The organism is Spongiactinospora gelatinilytica (assembly GCF_003236385.1).
Lineage (GTDB): Bacteria > Actinomycetota > Actinomycetes > Streptosporangiales > Streptosporangiaceae > Spongiactinospora > Spongiactinospora gelatinilytica.
Window position 1 is genome coordinate 1 of record NZ_POUA01000161.1, and the last position, 15603, is coordinate 15603.

Below are 15603 nucleotides of genomic sequence, written 5' to 3' on the forward strand. Positions count from 1 at the left end.
ATCCCACCCGAACCGTCCCACCCGAACCAGCCGAAAGGTCAAGATCATGGAAAACCAGGCCAACCGTCCCGACTGGGCCGATCGCGGCCAACGTGCGCAGCAGGCGTTGGCGGTGCTCAGCGCCGTCCTTCTCAACCTGGGCATCACTCCGCCCGATGTCGTCATCAAGGTCACCGAGGACGGCCTCAGCGTCGGCTACGACGGCGCGGCCATGGCCCGCGCCCGTATCATTGCCCTGACGCTCCACCACGCGCCGTATCGACTGTTCGCCACGACGGCCGTTGCCCTTCTGGGCGATGTGTTCCGCGTCGCGCCCGATGGACGCGAGGACCCCGCGTTACTCTCCCTCGTCACGGAGGTGGCGATGGACCTGCGGGAAACCACGCTCATGACTCAGGTAATGCGTTACTTCCGCGCTTAGCCGCATCTCACAGCGCCGTCTCGCATCCAGCGGGCGGCGCTGCCGCGTGTCCGGGGGTACCCCCACCCCGGGCCGGCGGGCTGGGCGGGAACGCCCGCCCGCGACGAGTGGCCCCCGTGCTCGTGTGCGGCTTGACGAGAGGCGCTGCCCATCTGCGGCGATCTGCACCTCTGTTCGCTGCGCCCTGGCCGCACGCTGCTGCCATGCTTACCCCATGTCCACCCTCCAGTTCATCGCGGCCCTCGTCGGCTTGCTCGCCTGGCCGGTCGCGCTCGTCGTCGCCGTGATCGTGCTGCGGCGTCCGCTGGGTGCCGCGTTCGGACGGGTCAAGCGGGTGGAGGGTGTGGGGCTCGCGCTGGAGCTGGCCGAGGCCGAGCAGGCCCGCGAGGCGGTGGAGGGGGAGCTGGCACAGCAGCCCTCTGGGGTTGACGTGGACGAGCTGGTACGTCTTGCGGCTGATCTTGGCTTTGAACTGGCGCGGCTTCAACCCGACAGAAGGCCGGCGCTGGTCATCGATCGCTCGGGACAACGCCCGGTTGTTCGGTCGGCTGTCGAAGAGCGGCTAAGGCCAATAGTGGATCTCTTGACAGGACACCCTGTGAAGATCAGTGGGGACTATTACAGCATTAGATTTCACGGGCGAGGGAAAGGCATGCCGCGCCGAGTACGCGGAAGCGAAAACTAAGGCGTACCCGCCGGGCACGATGTCCAGATAACGACCGTTTCTCGACATGATCGACAACCGGGCTTAACGATCTCCATGTGACGCGTCGTGCGTGTAGAAATCGTGTTGAGAACTCATGATGTGCGAAAAGCTGAAGTAAGCCCTTTTGCATACAATAGAGCTATGAGCGTCGATCTCCTGAACCCCGAACCTGTCGCAGCTTCCGGCACGCTTGTCGGCTACGGGCGGGTCAGCACGAAGGACCAGAACCTCGACCGGCAGATCGCCGCCCTGCGCGAGGCGGGTTGCATCCGCGTGTTCACCGACAAGCTGTCCGGGCGCAGCACGGACCGGCCTGAACTGCTCGCCTGCCTCGATTATCTGCGGCCCGGCTCGGCCCACGCCGCAGCGCTGCCGTCTTGAGCGCCCTCGGTGAGGCCAACGCCAGGGCCGCTGACGGCAGCAAGCGTGCGCTCCTGCGCGGCACTTTCGTCGGCCTGGGGGTTGTCGCCGGAGCGGCGCTAGTGCCCGGTGTCGCACGCGCAGCGCTTGCTGGCGACGCCACGCTCACCCCGAAAGCCGAAGCGCTAATCCTAGCACAGGCGGCGCGATACGACCGCATGGACATCGTGCAGTCGCAGCTAGTCAAGCACGGCTTCATTACAACGCCCGACAAGCAGATCGTAATCGGGACGCCAGACAGCGCCGCAGTCCTTACCTTTTACGGGCGAAAGGACGGAGATCCCCATCACGCTGCGGTACTCGTTCGCAAAGTCGTGAGCGGCCACGTGTCGGGCTCCCTGGAAATCGCGAGCGGCGACCCCGCTTCTCTTTTCAACGGCGACACGTTCAACGTCAGCGCCCTTCGCGTGACGTCGGTGTCGCTCGCACGCCCTGGCGAATCGGAACCGTACTCTCCGCTGGACTACTTCTACTGCATGATCGGATGCGTCGGCGGCGATTGCGGCGTCCCGGCCGCGGCCTGCCGCCTCATCCCCGTTATGACGGCGATGCTGGCCTGCCTGGTGTCATTCTGCGGCGAAGTCGTCGGGTCATGCCACGCTGATTGCGTGCGCCACTGGTAGAATAGATCTCTGCAGAGAGCACAAAGGAGCCCAGATGCCTGAAGCCCGCCAGTCGCGGCGCCCGGTCACCGACAGCGCTGACGCCGAACTGGCGGGCTCCGTGGTACAGCGACTGCTATCGACGACGAAGATTCGTGGATATGTGCACACCGCCATTCCTTCGGTACCACTGATATCAAAGAGTGGCGTGCTGGTCGATCTCTCCTCATCACTGTCCATCACCTGGGCCGAGTTCGACATGGCCGGGCAAACCCGCCAGGTGCAGCAGCCGATTTACGGTCGTGGCGATTCCATTCACATGCCCGTCACTAAGGATGGTGTCGTGCAGTGGGCGGAGATCGAGGGCGTCAATCTGTGGGATTGTGGCATCGGAATCATTCTCGGCGTCGCAGGGTTGACCGTGGAGGAGGGCGCGATGGCGCTGGATCCCACGTTGGCATTGTCCAGGACGCCACAAACGCCGCTTGGCCTGTATGGCGGGTTGGCCAAGTCGATCGCTGATGTTGGGTGGACACACCTGAACCACCACGCGCCCGCAAGCGGGTTCCTCGATGCCGATCAGCTAGGGGCGCGTCTTGTGGTGGGCCTGAATGACCAACGCGGCCAGGCCGTGACGCCAATGTCCATAGATGTTGTTATACGCGCCGATCCGGATGCGGCATTCCCGCCGTGGCCAGAAACAGGGGCGCGCTTCACGGCCGATGAGTTTGTCCGGTGGCTAGTGCCTTCGTGGCCTGACAATGTGCCGACATCGCCATGGCGAGGTGCGTGACACGCCGCCTCGTCCCGCCCGATGCTCCCCTATAGCCCCGGCAGTGAGCGGTTGTCCGCCGAACAGGTGCAGATGGGCGCTGACGCATGCTCCTCGCCCATCCAGCACACCATCGCCAGCACCACCGTGACCACCAGCGCCGTACCGCCGATCACGAGCCACCCCACCAGCTCCGCCATGGTGAGCGGCGTGCAGAACAGCAGCGGCACGCGAAAGGGCCCGCCCGGCAGCCCCGCGACCACCCAGGGCGTCACGATGCGGCCGATAGCGGTCAGGGCGAGCAGCAGCATGCCCAGGGGAGCGAATAGCCGCAGCTCGCCGAGCTGATCGGGCGGGATGCGCCCGGCGGCACGGTCGAACAGGGCGTCGAGCGCATCGATGGGGTGGGCGAAAGTGCGCACGATGCGAAGTGTATGACCAGGTCGTCATTTCGCGCTGACGCAATTCCTTGCGCTTGCATAACTTGACAACGGCACCTATGTTGATCGTCAGTGTGGGTCCAGTGTAACTCGCGCGCATACGCTACGGCCGCCGCAGACACAGCCCGGCGGCCTTCTTCATGCCTGTGGGCGATCTGCTGAAGCGGGGTGGTCGCCGTGGCGCACATCGCCTCGCAGGAATACCGGTTGGTGCCGGTCGCGGACCTGGAGCCGCATCCCGACAACCCGCACCGCGGCGACGTCGAGGTGATCAGCGAGTCGATCGAGGCCAACGGCTTCTTCGGCGCGGTGCTGGTGCAGCGCACCCGCATGCGGATCATCGCCGGTGAGCACCGCTGGCGCGGCGCGGTGGAGCGCGGGCTGGCCGAAGTGCCATGCGTGCTGATCGATGTGGACGACGAGCAGGCCAAGCGCATCCTGCGGGCCGACAACCGCACCGCCGCGCTCGGCTATGAGGACCCCGAGGCCCTGGCCGCGCTGCTGGCGAGCCTGGATGAGGACCTCGCGGGTACCGGCTACACCGAAGCCGACCTCACCGACGTCACGCGACTCGTCTCCGCGCCCGACCTGGACGAGGTCGTCGAGATGCTGGGGGAGCCCACCAAGCGGGACGGCTGGGTCGCCCTGCGGCTGACCGTCCCCCGCCCAGTGAACGCCGCCTGGAGCGACCTCGTGTCCGGCCGGGAACCGGCGCAGGTGCTCGCCGAGCTGCTCGGCGTCGAATGGCAGTGGGACGACGAGGCCGCCGCGTGATCGACGCGCTCGTCTCCTACCACTACCTGCGCTCCGATGACCACATGCGGCGGCTGGTGGACAGCGGGCGGCTCAACATGATCGGCGACTCGGGCGCGTATTCCGCCTACACCCAGGGCGTGAAGATCGGGCTGGAAGAGTACGCCGGGTGGGTGCGGCGATGGCAACCGGATCTGGCCTGGTGCGCGTCGCTGGACGTGCTCGGCGACCCGCAGGGGACCTGGCGCAACTGGCAGGCCCTGCGTGATGCGGGGCTGGCGACCGTACCCACGCTGCACGTCGGCACACCGGAGCGGTGGCTGCACGTCTACGGCGAGCAGGGCGTCGATTTCGTCGGCCTGGGCGGCGGGCTCACCACCGGCGACACCGCCGGTATCCGATGGGCGGCCCGGCTGCTCGCCCACGGGCGGCGTCATCTGCCTGCGATGCGCTTCCACGGCTGGGGGATCTCCAGCCGCGCGGTGCTGGACAACCTGCCGCTGTACTCCGCGGACTCATCCGGCACGCTCGGGGTGGGCTACCGGTTCGGCCAGCTGCGGCTGTTCGATCCGCGCACAGCCCGCGACACGACGTTCTACCTGGACGGGTGTTCGGCGCTGCGGCACCGGCGGTTGCTGGAGCGCTTCTACGGGACGAGCCCGGAGCAGGTGCTGCACGGGGATGCCTCCAACCGGCCGCTGCTGATCCGGCTGATGGCCCGCTCCACCACGTTGTACGCGGCCTGGCTGCGCAAACGCCATCAGGTGACACCGCCCGCCTACGGGCTGGACCCGCAGCGGCGGGGACAGGGCACACGGCTGCACCTGGTGGACACCCAGGTACGCACCCTGCTGACCGCCGCACAGGCCGACACCGAACCTGAGGGGATGACGGCATGATGCTGCGCACGGTGACCGTAGGGCCGTTCCTGATCTTCTTCAGCAATGTCAACGTCGCCATGGGGCTGCGCGGGCACTTCCATAGCGGGCGGGTGCATGTCACCTACGAGGTGCTCGGCGCGCACGGCTACCCCTCCTTTGAGACGACCAACAGGGCACTGCTCGATCACCTGCACGTGCTGACCCGTAAGACGTTCCGCGACGCCACCAACGAGGACGTCGCCGACCGCATCTTCGCCCACCTCGACGGCTGGACGCACCCCTCATGGGAGCCGTACGGCGGCGACTACCGGCTGCGGCGGATGGACCTAGACGTGCTCGGCGTGTTCGACGACATCGGCCACGACGCGGGCTGGACCCGCTACACCGTCGAACGGCAGGAGGATCGCGCCTGATGCACGAGATCACCGTGCGGCACACCTTCGAGGCCGCACACCGGCTGCCGCACCTGCCGGGCAAGTGCACCAGCCTGCACGGCCATTCCTGGAGCGTTGTGGTCACCGTGGCCGCGCCCGCGCTGGACGAGCGCGGGATGGTGGTGGAATTCGGCGCGTTCAAGACCCTGCTTCGGGGATGGATCGACGACCGGCTCGACCACGGCGCGATGCTCGGCGGGGACGACCCGCTCGCCGCCATGCTCGGCGAGCACGGCAGGGTGTTCTCGATGCCGCGCTGGTGGCCCACGGTGGAGTCGGTGGCCCGGTTGCTCGGCGAGGTGGCGAGCGAGCTGCTGGCGACGGTGCCCCGCGCCCCGCAGGCGCGGGTGATCCGGGTGGACCTCACCGAGACGGCGGCGAACGGGGCGTCGTGGGTGGCGTGACCGGCGCGACCGTCGAGGGCCTGGTGGTCAGCGAGGTCTTCGGGCCCACCGTGCAGGGCGAAGGCCCGTCCTGCGGCAGACGCGCCGCGTTCGTGCGGCTCGGCGGCTGCAACCTGGGCTGTTCGTGGTGCGACACCCCCTACACCTGGGACGGCCACCGCTTCGACCTGCGTGCCGAGCTGTCCAGGATGGCCGTCGCCGACATCGCGGACCAGATCGCGGAAATGAACGTGCCGCTCGTGGTGATCACAGGCGGTGAGCCGCTGCTTCAGCAGGACTACCCGGCGTTCGGCGAGCTGCTGCGGCTGCTGTGGGACGTCGAGGTCGAGGTGGAGACCAACGGCACGCGGGTTCCCTCAACTGCCACGGCGGGAGGCGTGTCCCGGTTCAATGTGGGGCTGAAGCTCGCGAGCAGCGGTGAGCCGGAGTCCCGGCGAATCGTGCCGCAGGCGCTCGCCTTCTTCCGGCGACTCGCCGGCCACGACGGCGCGTGCTTCAAGGCGGTGTGCCGCGATGAGGCGGATGTCGCCGAGCTGGCCGATCTCGCCGAGAGTCACGTGATCGACCCCGCCGACGTCTGGGTGATGCCGGAAGGCGTCACCGCCGAGGCGACGACCACGCACCTGCGGCAGATCGCCGACCCCGCCATCGCGGCGGGCTTCAACCTCACACCCCGCCTGCACGTGCTGGCCTGGAACGACGAGCGGGGGCGCTGAGTGGCCGAACAGACCCCCGCCCCCACGGCGAACGACGCCCGCCAGGCCGTGCGCACACTGCTGCAATTCGCCGGTGTCGATCCCGCCCAGCCGGTGATCGCCGACACGCCGCGGCGGTTCGTCAAGGCGTGGCAGGAGATGACCGCCGGATACGCGATGGACCCGCGCCAGCACCTGGAACGGGTCTTCGTTGATGAAAGCGTGCACGGGCTGGTGACGGTCGAAGCCATCCAGTTCGCGAGCCTGTGCGAGCACCACCTGCTGCCGGTGTACGGCACCGCCACGGTCGGATACCTGCCCGCCGAAGGGCGGCTGCTGGGGCTGTCCAAGCTGCCCCGGCTGGTCGAGGTGTTCGCCCGCAGGCTCCAGCTTCAGGAGCGGCTGGGACGGCAGATCGCCGAGACGATCCACCAGGACCTGCCCGCGCTGGGCGCTGGAGTCGTCATCCGTGCCACCCACTCGTGCATGACCGTGCGCGGGGTCAACCAGCACCAGGCCATCACGACCACGGTGTCCCTGGCCGGAGCCTTGGAGTACGGCGCGCACCGCGCCGAGTTCCTCGCCGTCGCCCGCGACGGCTGATCCCACCTCTTCCACCTTTTGCTTCCGCCTTCGGCCCCTCACGGAGGTACTTCATGGTGTCCACGCGCAAGCAGGCCAGAGCGGCCGAGGTGTCCGAGCGGCGTAAGAAGGCGATGCAGATGCGCATCGCCGGCGTCAAGCTCGATGCCATCGCCGAGGCGCTCGGCTACTCCTCACCCCAGGCCGCGTCGGTGGACATCCAGCGGGCACTGCGGCAGTCCAAGGCCGCGGAGGAACTCGCTTCGGAGGAACTGCTTCAGCTCACCATCGACAGGCTGGAGCGCGCCTTGCAGGCGATCTGGCCCAAGGTTTTGAACGGCGACCTCAAAGCGGTGGAGCGGGCCGAGAGCCTGATCTGGAAGCACGCCAACCTGCTCGGGCTCGACCAGCTCAACCGGCAAGGCATCAACGACGGCGACATCGCGAGCCTGCTCGGCACCCTGCTGTCCTCGCTTCAGGCCCGCCACGCCGAGCCGGTCGCCTCGGCGGAGGTGCTGGACGTGGCGGCGATCGAGGCCGCCGAACCGGCCGAGTACCTGGCGTCGTGACCGGTACCGTCTCCCGGCCGCAGGGCGGGGCGGGCGCGGGCGCTCGCGCGGCGGCGCAGCCGCACAGCCAGGTGATCCGGCTGTCGCCCAAACAGGAGTGGTCGATCGCCAACGCCACCTCCCGGCTGGTGATCTGGTCCGGCGCGGTGCGCTCCGGCAAGACCATCGCATCCTTGCTGAGGTGGCTGATGTACGTGGCCGCCGCTCCCCGCCGCACCGGCCACCTGGTGATCGCGGGCAAAACGGCGGACACGATCGCCAGAAACGTTATGGAACCGCTGATGGATCCGACCCTGACCGGGCCGGTTGCGCGGCGGATCTTCTACAACAGAGGCGCTCCGACCTGCAACATTCTGGGGCGGCGCGTCGAAATCATCAGCGCCAACGACACCCGTGCCGAGGCTCGTCCCCGGAGACCGAAGGCTTCGCCGCGATGGTCGATGAGGACGGCGGCTTCGACTCCGGTTACGACAAGGGCCTGCTGGTCGGCTACGTCCCCAACATGAGACCGCACAGGACCTTGCGCGGCACGCACCTGGGGCGCAGCGACTACGCGGGCGTCGAGCCGATCATGGACGCTCTCGATGAGACCATGACGAGCTGGATGCGCGACTTAAGGCTCGGCAAAGGCCGGATCATCGTGCCGGAGGTCTATCTCACCAACACCGGCCGGGGCCGCGGCGCGATGTGGGACCCGGACCGTGAGATCTACAGCGCCCTGGCCATGCTGCCGCCGCCCGGCGGGTCGGGCGCGGCCGAGCTGACGATCAGCCAGTTCGACATCAGGGTGGCCGAGCACAAGGAGACGGCGAGATCCCTGACCGCCCAGATCTTGCGCGGCGCGGGATATGCGGTGCAGTCCTTCGGCGAGGACGACAATTCGGGGCAGGCCGCCACCGCCACCGAGATCCACATGCGCCGCCACAAGAGCTACACCACGCGGGGCCGCAAGATCGGCTACTGGACGCCGTGCCTGGCCTGGCTGGCCGAATGCCTGCTGGCCGTGGACCGCGCCGTCTATGGAACGAAGGTCGTCAGCGAACGAGCCGGTATCGAATGGCCAGACGGCGTCATGCCCGACCCCGAGGCGCTGAGTCGCACACTGGACATGCTCAACCGCGCCCAGGCGGCCTCAGTGGAGACCCGCGTGCGGATGCTGCACCCCGAATGGGAGGACCCGCAGGTCAGAGCCGAGGTGACCAAGTTGCGCGAGGAGATGACGATCAACGTCTCGGATCCGGCGGAACTGGCTGAGACCTACGTGCCCGACGCCGACGACGACGACATCGCCGCCTAGCGGACGGCCGGGCCCACAGGAGGCGGTGTGGCCGACAGCGCCGCCGAGGCGGTCGAGGCTGCCATCGAGCAGGCCAAGCGCATCGCCGAGATGTACGAGCAGGCCGAGCTGGACCTGCTGGAGGCGATCAGGCGACAGGCCGAGCGCGGCATCGACGTCGAGGACACCGAGACGTGGGCCACCCGGCGGCTGAGCGAGATCCGCAAGCTTCGCGCCGAGTCCGCGAAGATCCTCCGGCGGCTGGGCGATGCCAGGCGCGCGGCGGCCAAGGCCGTGCGCGACGCCTACGCCGAAGGCGCGGACAGCGCGCACGCTGAAGTGGCCGCCCAGATCGCCGATGCCAAGGCTCGTGCCCGCCTGGAGAAGATACTCGCCGACGCCCGCAAACTCGGTGCCTCCGAACTGGTCAACCCCGGCGGCGGCGTCAACGAGCTGGCCCGGCAGTTGGACCAGATGCTCACCGACGTGCAGACCGGCGCGCTGCGAGGCGTGGACGACATCTACCGCCAAGTCGTCGCCTTCGTCGCTGGCTCGGAACTGACCGGGGCACTCACGTTCCGCGAGGTCGTCGGCCGTGCGCTCCAGCGGTTCGCCGGCCAGGGCGTCAAGAACTTCACCGACCGGGCCGGGCGCACCTGGGGGCTGCGCGAGTACGCCGAGATGGCGACCCACACCGCGACCGCCCGCGCGACCCGCGACGGCCATCTGGCGAGGCTGCGCGATGCGGGCTTGGACCTGGTGATGGTGTCCAGGTCGGTCTACCCGTGCACCGTCTGCCGGCCGTGGGAGGGCGAAGTGCTCGCCCAGCGTGGCGAAGCGGGCGTGATCGAGCTGGAGCACGCCATCAACGATGGCGAGACGGTGCGGGTGGACGTGCGTGCCACCGTCGCCCAGGCACGAGCCCGTGGGCTCGGCCATCCGGGTTGCACCCACGGATTCGGTGCCTACCTGCCGGGCGTCACTCGGCCTGCGCCGCGTCCACCGACCACCGCCACCTATGACGACGTGCAGAAGCAGCGGCGGCTGGAACGCGAGATCCGTGGCTGGAAGCGCAAGCAGATCGTGGCCACCGACGAGCGCAGTCGCCGGTATGCCCAGCAGATGTCAAGGGAGGCCCAAGAGCGGCTCCAGCGACACCTCGCAGAGACCGGCCTGCGCCGCAAGCGCGCCCGCGAGCAGGTTCGCCGCTACGAGCCGCCGCCCGAGCAGCCGTTCACCGCGCCGCAGCCGGAGCCCGCTCCCGCACCTGAGCCTCCGCCGCGGCCGGGCGGCCCAGAGCCCGGCGCGAGTGCCTCCCAGCCGTCCGCGCCCGGCGCATCCCGTCCGCAGGTGCGGGCGGGCGGCCCGCTGTCGCAGGAGACCGCCGACCGGATCAACACCGCCCGGCGGGCGCTCCCGGTCGAACGCAACGAGTGGCGGGACGCCCGTTCTATGGTGCTGCCCGACAGGCGCGAGTATCGGTACCGCAAGGATCCAGGCGGTGCACTGCTGCCGCCTGAGACCTACGAGAATTACCTGGACCGGGTTCTTGAGGCGGGCGAGGCGTTGCATGACGACCTGACCCGCCTGCTGCGAGGCGACGCCGAGCGAAACCGGGTGCTCAAGGAGCATGAGGACACCTCCACGGCCCTGAACCGGGCAGAAGGTGAGGCACGCCATATCGCTGACGGCACCCAAGGAGGGGCGGTATGCCGGCAAAAGTGCTCGACATCTGGGACACCGAACTCGCCTACACCCAGACTTCACTCGCTCAGCAGGTGCAAGCGCGCCCCCAGCAGCCGGTCCGGCCGGACGGCGCGGAACCGCTGTGGGGCGTTTACCTCGTCAACGCTGCCGATGGCGGCCACGGCATCCACACGTTCCCGCACAGCACGTTCGAGTGGAGGGCCGCCGAGTACGGGATCGACCCGGACGACGTCGAGACCCTGCTCGACGTGATCTTGCACGAGCCGTACATCCCCGACCCAGACGACGCCCTGGTATGGGACGACCCGGCGGCGGTCACCATACTGAAGGCGACACGGGGCCTGCCGACGTGCTGGACGCCCGGCGTGTCCGACAGCGACCGGCTCGCGGCGCATCTGGAGCGGATCAGCCAGGTCAAGCAGCACGCCGTACGACTGGACGCGGCGTCCCACACCGACCGGCAGGCCGCGCTCGACTTCGCCGGGGCACGCCGCGTCGCCCCGGCGGACCCGCTCGATCCCATCCGCACGCAGACCCGGCTCGATCCGGTGCGGGTCGCCAGCCGCCGGCTCGCCGTGGAATGGCAGCGCTCAAGCGGGTACGGCGCACCGCTGGCGTTCCAGGCGAAGCCGCCAGCGACCTTCGTATCCGCGACCAGGGCCGCCCGGCGGGAAGGCGAAGCCGCGTGAGCGACGAGCGCACGCCGAACCTGGAGCTGATGCTGGAGAAGCTGCGCAGCCTGGTCGAGATCGGGTTCGAGAAGGTCAACGGCTCCATCACGCTCATCCTGCAACGCCTTGACCAGGTGGACGGCCGTCACGCCGAGCTGGCTCGCGAAGTCGAGGAGACCCGGGACCGGCTGGCCGAGGTGGAGAAGAACACCGTGACCCGCGCCCAGCTCGCCGAACGCACCCGGCAGATCATCGCCGTGGTCAGCGTGCTGGTCACCGTCGCCGGTGTCGTGATCGCACTGATCTCGCTGACGCGCGGCTGAGCTACTTCTAGCCGCCGTTCTTGGCGGCGGCCGACTGAGCCCGCGGACCGAACCCGCTGCTCGCCGTCTTGCCGGACGGGTTCCTGTCGCCCGAACTCTGCACGCGCGAGGCGGCCTTGCCGGTCATCGGTGTCGAACCCTTGCCGCTGCCGCCCTTGCCGCTTTTACCGCTACCGCTCTTGGCCATGACGTCCCCCGATCGTCGTCGGCCTGCATCTCCAGTATCCCCCTGACCATCTGACGGGAGCCATCCGCCCTGCTCACGCGCTTGAAGGGCTTGATGCTGCCCGTTCGTGACGGGGTGCTCGTCGTACCCGCCGTGCTCCCGCTCCACGTGCCCGAGGCGGCCCTGAAGCTCACGGTCGCCGAATGGCTCGGCCTGCCCACCACGCCCTCACGGAGGACCGCCATGCCTGACGACGAACTACCGCCCGCGCCCTACGAGGGCGCGGGCCTGAGGGGCGACGACCCGGACCAGCACGGCCTGCCCCAGGAACCGGGCTCAGTGGTCCAGGACGAGAGCGACGAGAGCGAGACGCCATGAGGTTCGCCCGCCGCTTCTACCTGCAACGCGACACCGACGTTACCGGGATCTCCGGCACCGGCCACGTCACCGATGGCGTGCTGTGGCCGGACGGCTCAGCGACCGTGCGCTGGCGTGGCCCCCGGCCCTCCACGGTGCATTGGGACCACTTCGAGGACGTCATCGCCGTTCACGGCCATGATGGCGCGACCCGCGTGGTCTGGATCGACTCAGAGGACGACGATGCCGTCCGGGCCGCTTGACCGCCTGCTCGCCGTGGCGCGCGGCGAGCTGGGCCAGGGCGAGCGCAAGGACGGCTGGACCCGCTATGGCCAGTGGTGGGCCGAGCGCCACGGCAAGCCCGACTCATGGGCACATGCAGCCTGGTGCGACATGTTCCTCGCCTGGTGCGCCCACCAGGCCGGACTGATCAATGACGTAGGCGATTTCGCTTACACGCTCTCGCACGCGAGCTGGTTCAAGCAGCGCGGCCGGTGGGGGCGCATGCCGAAGCCGGGCGCCATCGTCTTCTTCGACTGGGGCGGGTCGCACAACCTCAAGAAGATCGACCACGTCGGCATCGTCGAAGCGGTGCGAGGCACCACGGTGATCACCATCGAGGGCAACACCGCCAACCGCGTCATGCGCCGCGCCCGCAGCATGGCCGCCATCGCCGGATTCGGCTATCCCGCCTACACCAGCAAGCCCGCTTGCCCGCAACCCGAGAACTGGACGGAGGAGATCGTGAAGCAGCTTCCGACGCTCCGCAAGGGCGCGACCGGCTGGGACGTCAAGACCGTGTTCTACCTGCTCTACGCGCGGGACTATGGCCTGAACGACGGCATCGACGACACGCAGTTCGGCGTGCCCATGGACGACGCGGTTCGGGCGTTCCAGCGGCACGCGGGCCTGGCCGTGGACGGCATCTGCGGGCCGAAGACGTGGGCCGCACTGCTACGGGCCGCATAGACGCCTGCAAAGACTCGATGACATCGGAAACAGTTCCACGTTCAGCATCACCAAAGCGAGAGATAACGGCCATGCTCAGATGAGGTGGCCTTTGCGTATTCGGAGGTATTCATGAGCATCGGCCGGTATGCCAAGGCAGTTGTTGCAGCCCTGCTCGCGGCGATCACAATTATTAACGGCGCCGTATCAGATAGCCTGTTCACTACCACTGAGATCGTCAGCGCGGTCCTTGCCGTACTAGCGGCACTCGGCGTGTATGTCGTACCGAACGACACCCGGCCGGTGCCGCCAAGGGGTGACAGTGCAAAGTAGCTAGCACTCACATAAGCTAGCAGAAAACGGCCCTTGCATACGCAGACGTCTCACTCTTCCGGAATGCCCCCGTCGCCTTCGTGGCGACGGGGGCATTCTTGCGTGCTCCTGTAGAGGCCGATACGCGCAGCCAGCACTGAATCAACTTGCATACTCCGCTCGACGGCACTAGCTTGCTACTTGCGGCGGCTAGCGCCCGCCAGAATCCCGTCGAACGATGCCCATGCCATCTCGACATGAGCGGACAAGACTCCCTGAGTCAGCGATATTCCATCACCTTTACACGTTCTGCGGCGTGTCGCATGGGGGCTGCCCGGGAGCGAAGCATGAAGGGTTACCAAGCAAGCAAGAACGCCGTCCGCGCACGGATGGGCGCTACGGGGGAGCGGTACACACGGGCCCAACGCGAGGTCGCCGCCGACAGGCCCGAACATGCTTCAGCCAAGCTGATTATCGGTATCCTTCACTGGGCGACCGGCCTAAGCATCCCTGTGTGCGGGAATATTTACCGTACTGGCGCCGTCACCACACAACAGCCTGCGCCAGACGCCTCATCGCCGGAGCTGCGACGCCTAGAGACGAAGGTCTTCTACACACTGATGGAGCGATTCCGGGACAAGTTGGGGGCTATGGGTTACATCCTGGCTCTGGAAGCAGTTGAGCCGTGGCCAGACAGCATCGTTCTTGTCTCCCATTATCGGTTGTGGCACCGCGTCATACGTACGCTCCTGCCATCCTTCGAGCCAGAATCTGGAAATCTGTACGGCGTCGTGGGCCTCCGGTATCAAGGCCAGGACGATTCCTACATATCGCTAATCGACCTGGAGACAAATCTTGTACTACGGCTCACACACCCGCCGGGCAGGAAAGGATTCCGCTCTCTCTGCGAGGGGCATATCGTGGCGGTATCCCCCTCTGGTAGCGATATCTGGGCTCGATTCGCCCCCGGAGGTCCATGAGTGGGAACTCAACCACCAATGTGTCAGGGCAAATGTAGCGGGGGTTGTCGTCGCTCGGGCCCGCCTTGGGTGAGACGGCGGGCCATTCTGGCGATGGCCGCCCATCGGATGAACGCCTCGGAGACTGCGGGGTCGCGTTCGTAGTCGCGTACCAGACGGCGGCAGGCGGTCAGCCAGGCCAAGGTTCGCTCTACCACCACCGGCGTGCGATGACGTTGAAGCCGGGCCGATCCGCAGGCTTGCGCACGATCTCCAGGGTGGTGCGCAGCCTGTCACGGGCCCAGTCCACCAGCCGTCCGGCGAATCCCCGGTCGGCGAATACGTGCCTTATCGGGGTGGTCAGATAGGCAGACGAGGGACGTGACGAATAGGCCGGTGATGTCGGTGACGATGAACCGCTTACGCCCGTTGGTCTTCTTGCCCGCGTCGTATCTGCGGGTGGTCCGGTCGGCGGTGTCGGCTCCTTTGACACTTTGGGAGTCGATGATGGCTGCCGAGGGGTCATCGGTCCGGCCGTCTTGGCGGCGGCCCTTGATCCGCAGCTCACGCAAGAGCCTGTCGGTGGCGCCGGCCTATTCCACTTCTGGAAGTACCAGTACACGGCTGCCAGGGCGGCAGGTCAGTGGACAGGTACCGCCATGGGCATCCCGATCGGACTATCCCACTGGGCATCGGTGACCTCGGAAGGGTAGCGCTGAGGGGACACCGGGCCAGCTTGAGGGCCTACCGGGCGGCGATCACGCCACCACGCCGGACAACGATGATCTTCTCAAACACGCACTCAGCTTGTTCTTTATCCTCCGGATCGTTGTAGGGCTGCGAGGGTGCGGCCGCGTTTGACGGTCTTCCCGACGTCATAGCGGGGTGCGGGGCGGCGGTTGGGGATGCCGGGTGGCCGGCCGGGGCCGGGCCTAGAGGGTTTGGGAGCACGCGCCGGGCGGGCAAGCGCGGGACGTAGGTTCCGAAACCCGCGCCTGACCCGCGCGGGAGTGAGTTGACCCGGCCGGGCCGGTTTCTCCCACGGGTGGCGCAGGTCTTCGGTCAGCCGACGCCCTAGTACTGCAACGGCACTTAGGTGAGTGGGTATCCGCGTCGTTTGTAGTGACTGAGTCTGGCCTGATGCTGGCGGCGTCTGCGCCAGCGTGACCAGGACCAGACGTGTTCGGGGTCGGGGAGGTAACGCT

24 protein-coding genes are annotated in these 15603 nt (G+C 67.7%); 21 read left to right on the forward strand and 3 right to left on the reverse strand.

Features of this window, described 5'->3' with window-relative positions; translation table 11 throughout:
• From C1I98_RS20320 to C1I98_RS20340, 5 genes are all read left to right on the forward strand, one after another.
• Nucleotides 1-421: hypothetical protein (locus tag C1I98_RS20320; protein WP_233508026.1), on the forward strand; the 421-nt coding region annotated here is incomplete at its 5' end.
• 214 nt (nucleotides 422-635) lie between these two features.
• Nucleotides 636-1106, forward strand: a complete 471-nt coding sequence (locus C1I98_RS41560) for a hypothetical protein (protein ID WP_158558115.1) — start codon at nucleotides 636-638, stop codon at nucleotides 1104-1106.
• A gap of 162 nt (nucleotides 1107-1268) precedes the next feature.
• Nucleotides 1269-1508: a recombinase family protein gene (locus C1I98_RS20330; RefSeq protein ID WP_111169019.1), complete on the forward strand. Its 240-nt coding sequence runs from the start codon at nucleotides 1269-1271 to the stop codon at nucleotides 1506-1508.
• A complete protein-coding gene (locus tag C1I98_RS20335) occupies nucleotides 1505-2170 on the forward strand; it encodes a hypothetical protein (RefSeq protein WP_146607537.1) in 666 nt (221 codons plus the stop codon). Before C1I98_RS20330 ends, C1I98_RS20335 begins: the two co-directional genes overlap by 4 nt.
• A 34-nt stretch (nucleotides 2171-2204) precedes the next feature.
• Nucleotides 2205-2942 carry a hypothetical protein gene (locus C1I98_RS20340; protein ID WP_146607538.1) on the forward strand — a complete coding sequence of 246 codons (738 nt, stop codon included), beginning with the start codon at nucleotides 2205-2207 and terminating at the stop codon, nucleotides 2940-2942.
• A 29-nt stretch (nucleotides 2943-2971) separates the two neighbouring features.
• Here C1I98_RS20340 and C1I98_RS20345 read toward each other — a convergent pair whose 3' ends face one another.
• Nucleotides 2972-3343: a hypothetical protein gene (locus tag C1I98_RS20345; RefSeq protein ID WP_111169022.1), complete on the reverse strand. Its 372-nt coding sequence runs from the start codon at nucleotides 3341-3343 to the stop codon at nucleotides 2972-2974.
• A gap of 195 nt (nucleotides 3344-3538) precedes the next feature.
• Here C1I98_RS20345 and C1I98_RS20350 point away from each other — a divergent pair, with 195 nt between their 5' ends.
• Genes C1I98_RS20350 through C1I98_RS20400 form a run of 12 tightly spaced genes read left to right on the forward strand, consistent with a single transcriptional unit; the run spans nucleotide 3539 to nucleotide 11656 of the window.
• Nucleotides 3539-4135 (forward strand): ParB/RepB/Spo0J family partition protein, encoded by a 597-nt coding sequence (locus tag C1I98_RS20350; protein ID WP_158558116.1) that lies wholly within the window; start codon nucleotides 3539-3541, stop codon nucleotides 4133-4135.
• The gene (locus tag C1I98_RS20355) at nucleotides 4132-5013 is read left to right on the forward strand and encodes a hypothetical protein (RefSeq protein ID WP_111169024.1); all 882 of its coding nucleotides are present in this window, start codon (nucleotides 4132-4134) and stop codon (nucleotides 5011-5013) included. The genes C1I98_RS20350 and C1I98_RS20355 overlap by 4 nt, the downstream gene beginning before the upstream one ends.
• Entirely contained in the window at nucleotides 5010-5408 is a 399-nt protein-coding gene (locus tag C1I98_RS20360) for a hypothetical protein (RefSeq protein WP_199537075.1), read from the forward strand. The genes C1I98_RS20355 and C1I98_RS20360 overlap by 4 nt, the downstream gene beginning before the upstream one ends.
• Nucleotides 5408-5833, forward strand: a complete 426-nt coding sequence (locus tag C1I98_RS44075; protein ID WP_233508027.1) for a 6-pyruvoyl trahydropterin synthase family protein — start codon at nucleotides 5408-5410, stop codon at nucleotides 5831-5833. The genes C1I98_RS20360 and C1I98_RS44075 overlap by 1 nt, the downstream gene beginning before the upstream one ends.
• Nucleotides 5830-6549 carry a 7-carboxy-7-deazaguanine synthase QueE gene (locus C1I98_RS20370; protein WP_111169037.1) on the forward strand — a complete coding sequence of 240 codons (720 nt, stop codon included), beginning with the start codon at nucleotides 5830-5832 and terminating at the stop codon, nucleotides 6547-6549. Before C1I98_RS44075 ends, C1I98_RS20370 begins: the two co-directional genes overlap by 4 nt.
• Entirely contained in the window at nucleotides 6550-7131 is a 582-nt protein-coding gene (gene folE, locus C1I98_RS20375; protein ID WP_111169026.1) for a GTP cyclohydrolase I, read from the forward strand.
• Nucleotides 7132-7184: 53 nt separating this feature from the next.
• On the forward strand, nucleotides 7185-7679 hold the full coding sequence (locus C1I98_RS20380; RefSeq protein ID WP_111169027.1) for a hypothetical protein: 495 nt from the start codon (nucleotides 7185-7187) through the stop codon (nucleotides 7677-7679).
• Entirely contained in the window at nucleotides 7676-8185 is a 510-nt protein-coding gene (locus C1I98_RS40600; RefSeq protein WP_146607539.1) for a hypothetical protein, read from the forward strand. The genes C1I98_RS20380 and C1I98_RS40600 overlap by 4 nt, the downstream gene beginning before the upstream one ends.
• Complete coding sequence (locus tag C1I98_RS20385) at nucleotides 8113-8976, forward strand: phage portal protein (RefSeq protein ID WP_111169028.1); 864 nt, start codon at nucleotides 8113-8115, stop codon at nucleotides 8974-8976. Before C1I98_RS40600 ends, C1I98_RS20385 begins: the two co-directional genes overlap by 73 nt.
• Nucleotides 8977-9003: 27 nt before the next feature.
• Nucleotides 9004-10914: a phage minor capsid protein gene (locus C1I98_RS20390; protein ID WP_111169029.1), complete on the forward strand. Its 1911-nt coding sequence runs from the start codon at nucleotides 9004-9006 to the stop codon at nucleotides 10912-10914.
• Nucleotides 10911-11351 carry a hypothetical protein gene (locus tag C1I98_RS20395; RefSeq protein ID WP_111169030.1) on the forward strand — a complete coding sequence of 147 codons (441 nt, stop codon included), beginning with the start codon at nucleotides 10911-10913 and terminating at the stop codon, nucleotides 11349-11351. The genes C1I98_RS20390 and C1I98_RS20395 overlap by 4 nt, the downstream gene beginning before the upstream one ends.
• Nucleotides 11348-11656: a hypothetical protein gene (locus C1I98_RS20400; RefSeq protein ID WP_111169031.1), complete on the forward strand. Its 309-nt coding sequence runs from the start codon at nucleotides 11348-11350 to the stop codon at nucleotides 11654-11656. Before C1I98_RS20395 ends, C1I98_RS20400 begins: the two co-directional genes overlap by 4 nt.
• A gap of 7 nt (nucleotides 11657-11663) precedes the next feature.
• Here C1I98_RS20400 and C1I98_RS20405 read toward each other — a convergent pair whose 3' ends face one another.
• Nucleotides 11664-11843 carry a hypothetical protein gene (locus C1I98_RS20405; RefSeq protein ID WP_111169032.1) on the reverse strand — a complete coding sequence of 60 codons (180 nt, stop codon included), beginning with the start codon at nucleotides 11841-11843 and terminating at the stop codon, nucleotides 11664-11666.
• Nucleotides 11844-11936: 93 nt separating this feature from the next.
• On the opposite strand from C1I98_RS20405, the gene C1I98_RS20410 reads away from it, so the two are divergent.
• From C1I98_RS20410 to C1I98_RS20425, 4 genes are all read left to right on the forward strand, one after another.
• Nucleotides 11937-12200, forward strand: a complete 264-nt coding sequence (locus C1I98_RS20410; RefSeq protein ID WP_111169033.1) for a hypothetical protein — start codon at nucleotides 11937-11939, stop codon at nucleotides 12198-12200.
• Nucleotides 12197-12442: a hypothetical protein gene (locus C1I98_RS20415; RefSeq protein ID WP_111169034.1), complete on the forward strand. Its 246-nt coding sequence runs from the start codon at nucleotides 12197-12199 to the stop codon at nucleotides 12440-12442. The genes C1I98_RS20410 and C1I98_RS20415 overlap by 4 nt, the downstream gene beginning before the upstream one ends.
• The gene (locus C1I98_RS20420) at nucleotides 12423-13148 is read left to right on the forward strand and encodes a CHAP domain-containing protein (protein ID WP_158558117.1); all 726 of its coding nucleotides are present in this window, start codon (nucleotides 12423-12425) and stop codon (nucleotides 13146-13148) included. The genes C1I98_RS20415 and C1I98_RS20420 overlap by 20 nt, the downstream gene beginning before the upstream one ends.
• Before the next feature lie 111 nt (nucleotides 13149-13259).
• On the forward strand, nucleotides 13260-13460 hold the full coding sequence (locus C1I98_RS20425) for a hypothetical protein (RefSeq protein ID WP_111169039.1): 201 nt from the start codon (nucleotides 13260-13262) through the stop codon (nucleotides 13458-13460).
• A 1231-nt stretch (nucleotides 13461-14691) separates the two neighbouring features.
• Here the strand turns inward: C1I98_RS20425 and C1I98_RS40605 are convergent.
• The gene (locus C1I98_RS40605) at nucleotides 14692-14970 is read right to left on the reverse strand and encodes a transposase (protein ID WP_146607540.1); all 279 of its coding nucleotides are present in this window, start codon (nucleotides 14968-14970) and stop codon (nucleotides 14692-14694) included.
• Nucleotides 14971-15603: the final 633 nt, after the last annotated feature.

Bases quoted from the DNA above. Each gene is read 5' to 3' on its own strand.
- C1I98_RS41560 (WP_158558115.1), top strand. From the start codon at position 636: ATGTCCACCCTCCAGTTCATCGCGGCCCTCGTCGGCTTGCTCGCCTGG.
- C1I98_RS20330 (WP_111169019.1), top strand. From the start codon at position 1,269: ATGAGCGTCGATCTCCTGAACCCCGAACCTGTCGCAGCTTCCGGCACG.
- C1I98_RS20340 (WP_146607538.1), top strand. From the start codon at position 2,205: ATGCCTGAAGCCCGCCAGTCGCGGCGCCCGGTCACCGACAGCGCTGAC.
- C1I98_RS20360 (WP_199537075.1), top strand. From the start codon at position 5,010: ATGATGCTGCGCACGGTGACCGTAGGGCCGTTCCTGATCTTCTTCAGC.
- C1I98_RS44075 (WP_233508027.1), top strand. From the start codon at position 5,408: ATGCACGAGATCACCGTGCGGCACACCTTCGAGGCCGCACACCGGCTG.
- C1I98_RS20380 (WP_111169027.1), top strand. From the start codon at position 7,185: ATGGTGTCCACGCGCAAGCAGGCCAGAGCGGCCGAGGTGTCCGAGCGG.
- C1I98_RS20385 (WP_111169028.1), top strand. From the start codon at position 8,113: ATGGTCGATGAGGACGGCGGCTTCGACTCCGGTTACGACAAGGGCCTG.
- C1I98_RS20405 (WP_111169032.1), bottom strand. From the start codon at position 11,843: ATGGCCAAGAGCGGTAGCGGTAAAAGCGGCAAGGGCGGCAGCGGCAAG.
- C1I98_RS20410 (WP_111169033.1), top strand. From the start codon at position 11,937: ATGCTGCCCGTTCGTGACGGGGTGCTCGTCGTACCCGCCGTGCTCCCG.
- C1I98_RS20415 (WP_111169034.1), top strand. From the start codon at position 12,197: ATGAGGTTCGCCCGCCGCTTCTACCTGCAACGCGACACCGACGTTACC.
- C1I98_RS20420 (WP_158558117.1), top strand. From the start codon at position 12,423: ATGCCGTCCGGGCCGCTTGACCGCCTGCTCGCCGTGGCGCGCGGCGAG.
- C1I98_RS20425 (WP_111169039.1), top strand. From the start codon at position 13,260: ATGAGCATCGGCCGGTATGCCAAGGCAGTTGTTGCAGCCCTGCTCGCG.